We start from the raw sequence: 11,983 nt of genomic DNA, 5'->3' as shown, positions 1-11,983 counted from the left end.
GGAATAAAAAATGACGCAATTTGCTTTTGTGTTCCCGGGCCAGGGCTCTCAAACCGTTGGGATGTTGTCTGAAATGGCAGCAAACTACCCGGTAATTGAAGAGACTTTCCGTGAAGCTTCTGATGCACTGGGTTATGATTTATGGGCGCTGACCCAGCAGGGTCCGGCCGAAGAACTGAACAAAACCTGGCAGACTCAGCCAGCGCTGCTGACCGCGTCCGTTGCGCTGTGGCGCGTCTGGCAGCAGCAGGGCGGTAAAGCGCCAGCGCTGCTCGCGGGTCATAGCCTGGGTGAATACTCAGCGCTAGTGTGTGCCGGCGTGATCGCGTTTGCTGACGCGGTACGTCTGGTTGAACTGCGCGGTAAATTCATGCAGGAAGCGGTGCCGGAAGGTACGGGCGGCATGTCTGCCATCATCGGTCTGGATGATGCTGCAATTGCAAAAGCGTGTGAAGAATCTGCTGAAGGCCAGGTTGTCTCTCCGGTAAACTTCAACTCGCCGGGCCAGGTGGTTATTGCCGGTCATAAAGAAGCGGTTGAACGCGCGGGTGCGGCCTGTAAAGCAGCGGGTGCTAAGCGTGCGCTGCCACTTCCGGTCAGCGTGCCGTCTCACTGTGCTCTGATGAAGCCTGCCGCCGAGAAGCTGGCGGTTGAGCTGGAAAAAATTACGTTTAACGCACCGACGATTTCCGTTGTGAACAACGTCGATGTGAAATGCGAAACCGCACCGGAAGCTATCCGCGACGCGCTGGTTCGCCAGCTCTACAGCCCGGTACAGTGGACCAAAACCGTTGAGTTTATGGCCGCTCAGGGCGTTGAGCATCTGTATGAAGTCGGCCCAGGTAAAGTCCTCACCGGTCTGACAAAACGTATTGTTGACACCCTGACAGCCTCGGCGATTAACGAGCCGGAAGCGATGTCAGCGGCACTCTCGCAATAAAAGAGGAATACCATGAGTTTTGAAGGAAAAATCGCCCTGGTCACTGGCGCAAGCCGCGGTATCGGGCGTGCAATTGCTGAAACACTGGTTGCGCGCGGCTCGAAGGTGATTGGTACAGCAACCAGCGAGAATGGCGCTCAGGCCATCAGCGAGTATCTGGGTGCAAACGGTAAAGGTCTGGTACTGAATGTGACTGAACCTACATCTATTGAATCTGTTCTGGAAAATATTCGCGCAGAGTTTGGTGAAGTGGATATTCTGGTAAACAATGCCGGGATCACTCGCGATAACCTGTTAATGCGAATGAAAGACGACGAGTGGAACGATATCATCGAAACCAACCTGTCATCTGTATTCCGTCTGTCAAAAGCGGTAATGCGCGCTATGATGAAAAAGCGTCATGGTCGTATTATCACTGTCGGTTCTGTGGTTGGTACCATGGGAAATGCTGGTCAGGCTAACTACGCTGCGGCGAAAGCAGGTCTGATTGGTTTCAGTAAGTCGCTGGCGCGTGAAGTTGCGTCCCGCGGTATTACGGTAAACGTTGTTGCTCCGGGCTTTATTGAAACGGACATGACGCGTGCGCTGACTGATGAGCAGCGTGCGGGTACGCTGGCGGCAGTTCCGGCGGGTCGTCTTGGCGACCCTAAAGAAATCGCCAGTGCGGTTGCATTTTTAGCCTCTGACGAAGCGGGTTACATCACTGGTGAGACCCTCCACGTCAACGGCGGGATGTATATGGTTTAACCACGATGAAAAATATTTGCGTTATTAGGGCGAATGGCCTCAAAATAACGTAAAATCGTGGTACGAACTGCCGGGATTTAGTTGCAAATTTTTCAACATTTTATACACTACGAAAACCATCGCGAAAGCGAGTTTTGATAGGAAATTTAAGAGTATGAGCACTATCGAAGAACGCGTTAAGAAAATTATCGGCGAACAGCTGGGCGTTAAGCAGGAAGAAGTTGTGAACTCCGCTTCCTTCGTTGAAGACCTGGGCGCAGATTCTCTTGACACCGTTGAGCTGGTAATGGCTCTGGAAGAAGAGTTTGATACTGAGATTCCGGACGAAGAAGCTGAGAAGATCACCACCGTTCAGGCTGCCATTGATTACATCAACGGTCACCAGGCGTAAGTGAACATCTCCAGGCGGTCATTCGACCGCCTGAGTTTTATCTTTATTTAGTCCCACGAATCTCTTTTTTTTATCCCTCCCTGGAGGACAAACGTGTCTAAGCGTCGTGTAGTTGTGACCGGACTTGGCATGTTGTCTCCTGTCGGCAATACCGTAGAGTCCACCTGGAAAGCTCTCCTTGCCGGTCAGAGCGGCATCAGCCTAATCGACCATTTCGATACTAGCGCCTATGCAACAAAATTTGCTGGCTTAGTAAAGGATTTTAACTGTGAAGATATCATCTCGCGCAAAGAACAGCGCAAGATGGATGCCTTCATTCAATATGGAATTGTCGCTGGCGTTCAGGCCATGCAGGATTCTGGTCTTGAAATTACGGAAGAGAACGCAACCCGTATCGGCGCCGCTATCGGCTCCGGGATTGGCGGTCTTGGCCTGATCGAGGAAAACCATACATCTCTGATGAATGGCGGCCCGCGTAAGATCAGCCCGTTCTTCGTTCCGTCCACGATTGTTAACATGGTGGCAGGTCACCTGACCATCATGTTCGGCCTGCGTGGGCCAAGCATTTCAATCGCGACTGCCTGTACGTCTGGCGTACATAACATCGGCCAGGCCGCGCGCATTATTGCGTACGGCGATGCAGATGCTATGGTTGCGGGCGGTGCTGAAAAAGCCAGTACCCCACTGGGTGTCGGCGGTTTCGGTGCGGCGCGTGCGCTGTCTACCCGTAATGATAATCCGCAGGCGGCGAGCCGTCCGTGGGATAAAGATCGTGACGGCTTCGTGCTGGGCGACGGGGCGGGCATGATCGTACTGGAAGAATACGAACACGCGAAAAAACGCGGCGCGAAAATTTATGCTGAAATCGTTGGTTTCGGCATGAGCAGCGATGCTTACCACATGACGTCTCCTCCTGAGAACGGCGCGGGTGCTGCGCTGGCGATGGAAAACGCGATTCGTGATGCGGGTATTACCCCAGCACAAATTGGCTACGTGAACGCGCACGGTACTTCTACACCTGCAGGCGATAAAGCTGAAGCTCAGGCGGTTAAGTCTATCTTCGGCGAATCTGCCAGCCGCGTAATGGTGAGCTCCACCAAGTCCATGACCGGTCACCTGCTGGGTGCGGCGGGTGCGGTAGAGTCAATCTACTCCATCCTTGCGCTGCGCGATCAGGCTGTTCCGCCAACCATCAACCTGGATAACCCGGATGAAGGTTGCGATCTGGACTTCGTTCCTCACGAAGCGCGTCAGGTTAGCGGTATGGAGTACACCCTGTGTAACTCCTTCGGCTTCGGTGGTACCAACGGTTCTCTGATCTTCAAAAAGATCTGATCCTGACGTCCCTGTCGCATTTAAAAAGGTCCGCTTGCCGGGCCTTTTTTATTAAGCCTAATCTTCTTGTCGGCTGCATGACATCCTGCCAGACTAATTGCCCACGCATAAGGAGCCACCATGTTTTTAATCAATGGCCTTGAGCAGGACACGCTGCCTGCCAGCGACAGGGCGATACAGTTCGGTGATGGTTGCTTTACGACGGCGCGCATTCTGGACGGCGATGTCTGCCTGCTTGAGGCGCACATTCGACGCCTGCAGCATGGCTGTGAAAAGCTCATGATCCCCTTTACGCACTGGGACACGCTGCGTCAGGAAATGTGCGAGCTGGGAACCGGGAAGGACAGCGGCGTACTCAAAGTCATCATCAGCCGCGGCAGTGGTGGCCGGGGTTACAGCGCTGCATCGTGCCTCAACCCAACGCGTATCCTCTCCGTTTCTGCTTATCCCGCGCATTATTCTCGCTGGCGAGAAGACGGCGTCACGCTGACGCTGAGCCCTGTACGACTGGGACGAAACCCGATGCTGGCCGGGCTTAAGCATCTCAACCGCCTCGAGCAGGTGCTCATTCGTACTCATCTTGAACAGACGGACGCCGATGAGGCGCTGGTTCTTGACAGCGAAGGGTTCATTACGGAATGCTGTGCGGCTAATTTACTCTGGCGGCAGGGGGAAGAGGTGTTCACTCCGTCGCTGGAATACGCTGGCGTAAATGGGTTAATGCGTCAGTTTTGTCTGCAACAGCTGGCACGCTCTGGCTTTCGCGTTGTCGAAGTTAGCGCAGGAGAAGCGGCGCTACGGACCGCAGATGAAGTCATCATCTGCAATGCGCTGATGCCTGTTGTACCCGTCCGTGCGTATGGCCAACAACGCTGGTCTTCGCGCGAGCTGTTTCAGTTTTTAGCCCCGATATGTGAGCAAACCAGATAGTCATGAAAAAAATGTTGCGCTTTGTCCTTATCCTCATCGTTGCGCTGGGCGTCGCCGGCGGAGCGGGCGTATGGAAAGTTCGCCAGCTGGCGAACAGCAAGATCCTGGTTAAAGACGAAACGATCTTTACCCTGAAAGCGGGAACCGGCCGTCAGGCGCTTGGGGAACAGCTCTATGGCGACAAGATTATCAATCGTCCACGGGTCTTCCAGTGGCTATTGCGCGTGGAGCCTGAGCTGTCACATTTCAAAGCTGGTACCTATCGCTTTACGCCGGGAATGACCGTCAGAGAGATGCTGCAGCTGCTGGAAAGTGGTAAAGAAGCCCAGTTCCCCCTGCGGTTTGTGGAAGGGATGCGCCTGAGCGATTACCTCAAACAGCTGCGTGACGCGCCGTATATCAAACATACGTTAAAAGACGATAGCTATCAGACGGTGGCAGAAGCGCTGAAGCTTGAACATCCGGAATGGGTGGAAGGCTGGTTCTGGCCAGACACCTGGATGTACACGGCAGGCACGACCGATGTGGCTATCCTGAAGCGGGCGCACAAAAAAATGGTTGCCGCCGTAGATGCCGCCTGGGAAGGGCGGATGGAAGGATTGCCTTACAGCGATCCGAACCAGTTCGTGACCATGGCCTCGATCATCGAGAAAGAGACTGCCGTCGCTGCTGAGCGCGATCGGGTGGCGTCGGTATTTATCAACCGTCTGCGCATCGGCATGCGCCTGCAAACCGATCCTACCGTTATCTACGGCATGGGCGAGAGCTATATGGGCAAGATTTCCAGAAAAGATCTGGAGACGCCAACGGCGTATAATACCTACGTGATAAGCGGTTTACCGCCAGGCCCGATTGCCACGCCGAGCGAGGCGTCGCTGAAAGCCGCCGCGCATCCGGCTAAAACACCGTATCTCTATTTTGTGGCTGATGGAAAAGGGGGGCATACCTTTAACACCAACCTTGCCAGCCACAATCGCTCTGTTCAGGACTATCTGAAGGCACTTAAGGAAAAAAATGCGCAGTAAATACATTGTCATTGAGGGACTCGAAGGGGCGGGTAAAACCACTGCCCGCAACGTGGTGGTGGATACGCTCAAAGCGCTTGGTGTGGCGGACATGGTATTTGCCCGCGAGCCGGGCGGCACGCAGCTGGCTGAAAAGCTGCGCAGCCTGGTACTGGATATCAAATCCGTCGGCGACGAAGTTATCACTGACAAGGCCGAAGTGCTGATGTTCTACGCGGCGCGCGTTCAGCTGGTTGAGACGGTGATCAAACCCGCCCTGGCCGAGGGCAAGTGGGTGATCGGCGACCGTCACGATCTGTCGACTCAGGCGTATCAGGGCGGAGGACGCGGCATCGACCAGACAATGCTCGCAACGCTGCGTAATGCCGTATTGGGTGATTTTCGCCCCGACCTGACGCTCTATCTGGATGTGACCCCGGAAGTGGGTCTCAAACGTGCCCGCGCGCGCGGCGAGCTGGACCGCATTGAACAAGAGTCGTTTGATTTCTTTAACCGCACCCGCGCGCGCTATCTTGAGCTGGCCGCACAGGACAGCTCAATTTGTACCATTGATGCGACGCAGTCCCTGGACGACGTCACGAGCGACATTCAACACACCATTACGCAGTGGGTGCAGGAGCAGCAGGCATGAAATGGTATCCATGGTTGCGCCCACACTTTGAACAGCTGATCGGCAGCTATCAGGCGGGTCGGGGGCATCATGCGTTACTGATTCAGGCAATGCCAGGGATGGGTGATGATGCGCTGATTTATGCCATCACCCGTTTTCTGATGTGTCAGCAGCCGGAAGGGCACAAGAGCTGTGGTAAATGCCGTGGCTGCCAGCTCATGCAGGCGGGGACGCATCCAGACTACTACACCCTTGAGCCTGAGAAGGGCAAAAGCGCGCTCGGTATTGATGCCGTGCGTGAAGTCAGTGAAAAATTGTATGAGCACGCGCGACTGGGCGGCGCTAAAGTGGTCTGGCTTAAAGACGCCACCTTGCTTACCGAGGCGGCGGCTAACGCCCTGCTTAAAACCCTGGAAGAGCCGCCGGTTAAAACGTGGTTTTTCCTCTCATGCCGTGACCCGGGACGATTGCTGGCGACGTTGCGCAGCCGCTGTCGTCTTCATCACCTGGCGGTACCTCAGGAATCGTGGGCGCTGAGCTGGCTTGAACGAGAGGTGACAACGTCACCAGAGGGCGCGCTGTCCGCCTTGCGCCTGAGCAGCGGCGCGCCCGCGGCGGCGCTGGCACTACTGCAGCCTGACGTCTGGTCAGAGCGAGAAACGCTCTGCCGGGCCCTGGATGCCTCACTGAACAGTCAGGACTGGCTAAGTTTACTGCCTGCGCTTAACAGCGATCGGGCCGTTGAGCGTCTGCACTGGCTGGCCTCCTTGCTGTTGGATGCGCTCAAAATCCAGCAGGGGGCTACGCTTCTGACCAACCCGGACGCGTTGCCGCTGGTGAATACGCTGGCGAACCGCCTCTCAGGGAAGATTCTTCACGCGATGCTCCATGACATCTGCCAGAGCCGTGAACAGCTTTTAACCGTGACGGGTCTTAATCGCGAGCTTTTACTGACAGACCAGTTACTGCGTATCGAACATTACCTGCAACCCGGCGTCACACCGCCTGTTTCCCATCTCTGAGAGAGACATTATGTTTTTAGTCGACTCACACTGCCATCTTGATGGCCTGGATTATCAATCCCTGCATAAAAACGTGGATGACGTGCTGGCAAAAGCCGCTGCCCGCGATGTGAAATTCTGTCTTGCGGTGGCGACCACGCTGCCGGGCTACCGCTCCATGCGTGAGCTGGTGGGCGTTCGCGATAACGTGGTGTTCTCCTGCGGCGTGCATCCGTTGAATCAGGACGAGGCGTACGACGTTGAGGATCTGCGCCGACTGGCAGCCGAAGAGGGCGTGGTGGCGATGGGCGAGACCGGGCTGGACTATTTTTACACGCCGGAAACCAAACCGCGCCAGCAGGAGTCCTTCCGCAACCATATTCGCATTGGCCGGGAACTGAACAAGCCGGTTATCGTCCACACCCGCGATGCGCGCGCGGATACCCTGGCTATCCTCCGGGAAGAAAAGGTGACGGATTGCGGTGGCGTACTACACTGTTTCACAGAAGACAGAGAAACGGCGGGGAAGCTGCTTGATTTGGGGTTTTATATCTCGTTTTCGGGGATCGTGACGTTCCGTAACGCTGAGCAGCTGCGTGATGCTGCACGTTATGTTCCGCTCGATCGCATTCTGGTGGAGACGGATTCTCCGTACCTGGCACCGGTACCGCATCGCGGTAAAGAGAACCAGCCCGCTATGACGAGAGATGTGGCTGAGTACATGGCCGTACTGAAGGGCGTCAGCATCGATGAGCTGGCCCGCGTGACGACGGAAAACTTCTCCACGCTGTTCCATATCGACCCCTCCCGCCTGCAATCTGTCTGATACACCTGTTTTTTTTAGGCTCGTAATTAATAAGTAAAGCGAGTAAAGTTCACCGCCTCATTTGGGGCGGTGAGTGTGTATTTAGACACATCCGGACATGCTTTTTGTAAATAACTGAAAGTTTTTCGACCGCCTTAAGCTGAAACGTGATAGCCGTCAAACAAACTCAGAGGGAATTATTTTACTCTGTGTAATAAATAAAGGGCGCTTAGATGTCCTGTCCACGGCACGGTACTCCCCCCGGGCCAATGCGTGAAAGCGTAAAAAAAGCACAAATACTCAGGAGCACTCTCAATTATGTTTAAGAATGCATTTGCTAACCTGCAAAAGGTCGGTAAATCGCTGATGCTGCCAGTATCCGTACTGCCTATCGCAGGTATCCTGCTGGGTGTCGGTTCTGCTAACTTCAGCTGGCTGCCAGCCGTAGTGTCCCACGTGATGGCCGAAGCAGGCGGTTCTGTCTTTGCTAACATGCCACTGATCTTCGCGATCGGTGTGGCTCTGGGCTTCACCAATAACGACGGCGTTTCTGCGCTGGCTGCAGTGGTTGCCTACGGCATCATGGTGAAAACCATGGCTGTGGTTGCGCCGCTGGTTCTGCATTTACCGGCAGAAGAGATTGCCGCGAAACACCTGGCGGACACCGGTGTTCTGGGCGGTATCATCTCCGGTGCGATTGCAGCGTATATGTTTAACCGCTTCTATCGCATCAAGCTGCCTGAGTATCTGGGCTTCTTCGCGGGCAAGCGTTTCGTTCCGATCATCTCTGGTCTGGCAGCGATTTTCACTGGCGTGATCCTGTCCTTCATCTGGCCACCAATCGGCTCTGCTATCCAGACTTTCTCTCAGTGGGCTGCTTACCAGAACCCGGTTGTGGCGTTTGGTATCTACGGCTTCATCGAGCGTTGCCTGGTGCCATTCGGTCTGCACCACATCTGGAACGTTCCATTCCAGATGCAGATTGGTGAATTCACCAACGCAGCAGGCCAGGTATTCCACGGCGATATCCCACGTTACATGGCGGGCGACCCAACTGCAGGTAAACTGTCTGGTGGCTTCCTGTTCAAAATGTACGGTCTGCCAGCCGCGGCGATTGCTATCTGGCACTCTGCTAAGCCAGAGAACCGTGCAAAAGTGGGCGGTATCATGATCTCCGCAGCTCTGACCTCGTTCCTGACCGGTATCACCGAGCCGATCGAGTTCTCCTTCATGTTCGTTGCGCCGATCCTGTACGTTATCCACGCGATTCTGGCGGGCCTGGCGTTCCCAATCTGTATCCTGCTGGGTATGCGTGACGGTACGTCCTTCTCTCACGGTCTGATCGACTTCATCGTTCTGTCCGGTAACAGCAGCAAACTGTGGCTGTTCCCAATCGTGGGTGCGTGCTATGCCGTTGTTTACTACACTATCTTCCGCGTGCTGATTAAAGCACTGGACCTGAAAACTCCGGGTCGTGAAGATGCGACAGAAGACAGCAAAGCTGGCGCTACCAGCGAAATGGCTCCGGCACTGGTCGCAGCGTTCGGCGGTAAAGAGAACATCACTAACCTGGACGCGTGCATCACTCGTCTGCGTGTGAGCGTTGCCGACGTAGCGAAAGTAGACCAGCCGGGTCTGAAAAAACTGGGCGCAGCGGGCGTAGTTGTTGCAGGTTCTGGTGTACAGGCAATCTTCGGTACTAAATCCGATAACCTGAAAACCGAAATGGATGAGTACATCCGCAGCAACTAAGTTGTGACCTGGGGAGACTAAGGCAGCCGAATGGCTGCCTTTTTTATTTGTGTCTTAAAAAACGCCACTGAGACGCGAGAGCGGTCACTCTTCAGTCAGCTGATGAACATTCAGGAAAGAAATCGAGGGAGGAGGTTGAAAGGACAGGAGAAACTCGCTCATACTCTTGGATTGTGTCACACACCGAACCCCGGGAGTGTGTTTACAGCGGACGCATTGCGCCAGATTAAACAAAAAAGGAAAAGGTCATGGCTGAAGAAACGATTTTCAGTAAAATTATCCGCCGCGAAATTCCGTCAGATATCGTCTATCAGGATGAACTGGTGACGGCTTTCCGGGACATTTCCCCTCAGGCTCCGACGCACATCCTTATCATCCCCAATATTCTGATTCCGACTGTAAACGACGTAAAAACCGAGCATGAAGTGGCGTTAGGTCGTATGCTGACGGTGGCTGCCAAAATCGCTGAACAGGAAGGGATTGCAGAAGACGGTTACCGTCTGATCATGAACTGCAACCGCCATGGTGGCCAGGAAGTTTATCATATTCACATGCATCTGCTGGGTGGACGTCCTCTGGGGCCGATGCTGGCACATAAAGGTCTTTGACATGCTGAAAGGGCGTATTGCAGCGCTGGTAATGGCGATGATGATTGTGGGGTGCAGCTCGCGTCCGGCGATCCCCGTGAATGATGAACAGACGCTGGTCATGGAATCTTCCGTGCTTGCCGCGGGCATCACGGCGCAACAGCCCGCGTTGACTATCAGTGAAATCAACTCATCTGCCTCTTCTACGCTCTTTAATGAAAGACATGAACCAGTGACGGTCCACTACCGTTTTTTCTGGTATGACGTAAGAGGTCTTGAAATGCATCCGCTGGAGGCGCCGCGCAGCGTCACCATTCCGGCCAGGTCGTCGGTAACGCTCTATGGCAGCGCCAACTATCTGGGTGCGCATAAGGTGAGACTTTATCTTTATCTCTGAGGGGTGAACCTTGATTAAAAATTTGAGCCGCTATGCGCTCGTGACAGCTTTCGCTCTGTTTCTCGCAGGGTGTGTGACCCGAACTGAACAGCCTGCGCCTGTGGAAGAGGCTAAACCGGGTACTGAACAGCCGACGCCGCCAACGCAGCAGCAGCCAACCGTGCCGTCTGTACCGTCTATTCCGGCGCAGCCAGGCCCGATTGAACATCCGGACCAGACGTCACAGCCCACGCCGCGCGTGCGCCATTACGACTGGAACGGGGCAATGCAGCCGATGGTAGGCAAAATGCTGCAGGCGCAGGGCGTGACGGCGGGCAGCGTGTTGCTGGTCGACAGCGTCAACAACCGTACCAACGGTTCGCTGAACGCGGGTGAAGCCACGGAAACCCTGCGTAATGCTCTTGCTAATAACGGCAAGTTTACGCTGGTCTCGGCTCAGCAGCTCGCCGTCGCCAAACAGCAGCTGGGCCTGTCGCCGCAGGATAGCCTCGGCACCCGCAGCAAGGCGATCGGCATTGCCCGTAACGTTGGCGCACAGTATGTGCTGTACTCTAACGCCACCGGTAACGTGAACACCCCAGCCCTGCAGATGCAGCTGATGCTGGTTCAGACAGGAGAAATTATCTGGTCAGGTAAAGGTGCGGTTACGCAACAATGACAGCACGCGTGAAGAGATTCTGACGCGCTATTTTCCTCAGTACCGCCTTATCGCGCCGCAGGCCCATTCCGGGCTTGGCGGCGCGAGTTGCATTATAGAGCAGGGCGAACGACGTCTGGTCTTGCGGCAAAATCACGACCCCTCTGCTCCTGCCTCTCATTTTCGTCGTCAGTTTCGTGCCCTGAGACGTCTTCCGGCGGATCTCGTACCTGCCCCTCGTTTTTTCAGACAGGGCTGGATGGCCGTGGACTATCTGGAAGGTGAAGTTAAAAGCGCGCTGCCGGACACGCCGGAGCTTGCGGCGATACTGTATCATCTGCACCGGCAGCCACGCCTGGGGTGGCGAACGACGTTATTCCCTCTACTGGAACAATACTGGCAGCAAGCCCTGCCAGACAGACGTACTCCAGTGTGGCTGGCACGTCTTAAGCGGCTGCGTAAAACGGGCGAGCCGCAGCCGATTCGGCTCGCGCCGTTGCATATGGATGTTCATGCCGGGAATATTGTTCATACGCCAGCGGGCATCAGGCTTATTGACTGGGAGTATGCCGGAGATGGCGATGTGGCGCTGGAGCTGGCGGCAGTCTGGACAGAGAGTGAAGCCGCGCGGCAGATGCTCATCAGGGGCTACGCCCGGATGGCACATATTGACCCCGACGCGCTGAGGCGTCAGGTCAAACGCTGGCGGCCCTGGGTCGTCATGTTAATGGCTGGCTGGTTTGAAATGCGCTATCGGCAGTCCAGAGAGAAACAATTTATTGCGCTGGCAGACGATGCCTGGCGTCAGTTACAAACTAAAGGATAA

The 11,983-nt window shown here is 55.1% G+C and carries 14 protein-coding genes; all 14 read left to right on the top strand.

Features of this window, described 5'->3' with window-relative positions:
* Positions 1–10 precede the first annotated feature (10 nt).
* The 14 genes from fabD (at position 11) to thiK (ending at position 11,983) form a co-directional block, all read left to right on the top strand.
* The gene (fabD, locus tag AC1VYI_RS15710) at positions 11–940 is read left to right on the top strand and encodes an ACP S-malonyltransferase (RefSeq protein WP_111965541.1); all 930 of its coding nucleotides are present in this window, start codon (positions 11–13) and stop codon (positions 938–940) included.
* Positions 941–952: 12 nt separating this feature from the next.
* Complete coding sequence (gene fabG, locus AC1VYI_RS15705; RefSeq protein ID WP_226483705.1) at positions 953–1,687, top strand: 3-oxoacyl-ACP reductase FabG; 735 nt, start codon at positions 953–955, stop codon at positions 1,685–1,687.
* 154 nt (positions 1,688–1,841) lie between these two features.
* Entirely contained in the window at positions 1,842–2,078 is a 237-nt protein-coding gene (acpP, locus tag AC1VYI_RS15700) for an acyl carrier protein (protein ID WP_003857954.1), read from the top strand.
* Positions 2,079–2,171: 93 nt separating this feature from the next.
* Positions 2,172–3,413: a beta-ketoacyl-ACP synthase II gene (gene fabF, locus AC1VYI_RS15695; protein ID WP_023311152.1), complete on the top strand. Its 1,242-nt coding sequence runs from the start codon at positions 2,172–2,174 to the stop codon at positions 3,411–3,413.
* 120 nt (positions 3,414–3,533) lie between these two features.
* Positions 3,534–4,343 (top strand): aminodeoxychorismate lyase, encoded by an 810-nt coding sequence (gene pabC / locus AC1VYI_RS15690; RefSeq protein ID WP_063408615.1) that lies wholly within the window; start codon positions 3,534–3,536, stop codon positions 4,341–4,343.
* Between the two features lie 2 nt (positions 4,344–4,345).
* Entirely contained in the window at positions 4,346–5,368 is a 1,023-nt protein-coding gene (yceG, locus tag AC1VYI_RS15685) for a cell division protein YceG (RefSeq protein WP_045357060.1), read from the top strand.
* The gene (tmk, locus tag AC1VYI_RS15680) at positions 5,358–5,999 is read left to right on the top strand and encodes a dTMP kinase (RefSeq protein WP_134866529.1); all 642 of its coding nucleotides are present in this window, start codon (positions 5,358–5,360) and stop codon (positions 5,997–5,999) included. Before yceG ends, tmk begins: the two co-directional genes overlap by 11 nt.
* Positions 5,996–7,000, top strand: coding sequence for a DNA polymerase III subunit delta' (gene holB, locus AC1VYI_RS15675; RefSeq protein ID WP_134866528.1), 1,005 nt, complete (start codon positions 5,996–5,998; stop codon positions 6,998–7,000). Before tmk ends, holB begins: the two co-directional genes overlap by 4 nt.
* A gap of 10 nt (positions 7,001–7,010) precedes the next feature.
* Positions 7,011–7,805 carry a metal-dependent hydrolase gene (locus AC1VYI_RS15670; protein ID WP_059445989.1) on the top strand — a complete coding sequence of 265 codons (795 nt, stop codon included), beginning with the start codon at positions 7,011–7,013 and terminating at the stop codon, positions 7,803–7,805.
* 297 nt (positions 7,806–8,102) lie between these two features.
* Positions 8,103–9,536: a PTS glucose transporter subunit IIBC gene (ptsG, locus tag AC1VYI_RS15665; protein WP_023311158.1), complete on the top strand. Its 1,434-nt coding sequence runs from the start codon at positions 8,103–8,105 to the stop codon at positions 9,534–9,536.
* 248 nt (positions 9,537–9,784) lie between these two features.
* Complete coding sequence (hinT, locus tag AC1VYI_RS15660) at positions 9,785–10,144, top strand: purine nucleoside phosphoramidase (protein WP_006809243.1); 360 nt, start codon at positions 9,785–9,787, stop codon at positions 10,142–10,144.
* A gap of 1 nt (position 10,145) precedes the next feature.
* A complete protein-coding gene (locus AC1VYI_RS15655) occupies positions 10,146–10,520 on the top strand; it encodes a YcfL family putative periplasmic lipoprotein (protein WP_023311159.1) in 375 nt (124 codons plus the stop codon).
* Between the two features lie 13 nt (positions 10,521–10,533).
* Positions 10,534–11,178 (top strand): penicillin-binding protein activator LpoB, encoded by a 645-nt coding sequence (gene lpoB, locus AC1VYI_RS15650; RefSeq protein WP_103791505.1) that lies wholly within the window; start codon positions 10,534–10,536, stop codon positions 11,176–11,178.
* Complete coding sequence (gene thiK / locus AC1VYI_RS15645; protein WP_134866527.1) at positions 11,159–11,983, top strand: thiamine kinase; 825 nt, start codon at positions 11,159–11,161, stop codon at positions 11,981–11,983. The genes lpoB and thiK overlap by 20 nt, the downstream gene beginning before the upstream one ends.

Source organism: Enterobacter sp. QK-SA4 (assembly GCF_056856775.1).
The sequence above is the reverse complement of the archived record's forward strand: the minus strand, read 5'-3'. Positions and strand labels throughout refer to the sequence as shown.

Excerpts from the sequence above, each read along its gene's own strand:
- hinT (WP_006809243.1), top strand. The coding sequence starts at position 9,785 with ATGGCTGAAGAAACGATTTTCAGTAAAATTATCCGCCGCGAAATTCCG.
- tmk (WP_134866529.1), top strand. The coding sequence starts at position 5,358 with ATGCGCAGTAAATACATTGTCATTGAGGGACTCGAAGGGGCGGGTAAA.
- AC1VYI_RS15670 (WP_059445989.1), top strand. The coding sequence starts at position 7,011 with ATGTTTTTAGTCGACTCACACTGCCATCTTGATGGCCTGGATTATCAA.
- fabG (WP_226483705.1), top strand. The coding sequence starts at position 953 with ATGAGTTTTGAAGGAAAAATCGCCCTGGTCACTGGCGCAAGCCGCGGT.
- ptsG (WP_023311158.1), top strand. The coding sequence starts at position 8,103 with ATGTTTAAGAATGCATTTGCTAACCTGCAAAAGGTCGGTAAATCGCTG.
- holB (WP_134866528.1), top strand. The coding sequence starts at position 5,996 with ATGAAATGGTATCCATGGTTGCGCCCACACTTTGAACAGCTGATCGGC.
- yceG (WP_045357060.1), top strand. The coding sequence starts at position 4,346 with ATGAAAAAAATGTTGCGCTTTGTCCTTATCCTCATCGTTGCGCTGGGC.
- fabD (WP_111965541.1), top strand. The coding sequence starts at position 11 with ATGACGCAATTTGCTTTTGTGTTCCCGGGCCAGGGCTCTCAAACCGTT.
- pabC (WP_063408615.1), top strand. The coding sequence starts at position 3,534 with ATGTTTTTAATCAATGGCCTTGAGCAGGACACGCTGCCTGCCAGCGAC.
- AC1VYI_RS15655 (WP_023311159.1), top strand. The coding sequence starts at position 10,146 with ATGCTGAAAGGGCGTATTGCAGCGCTGGTAATGGCGATGATGATTGTG.
- acpP (WP_003857954.1), top strand. The coding sequence starts at position 1,842 with ATGAGCACTATCGAAGAACGCGTTAAGAAAATTATCGGCGAACAGCTG.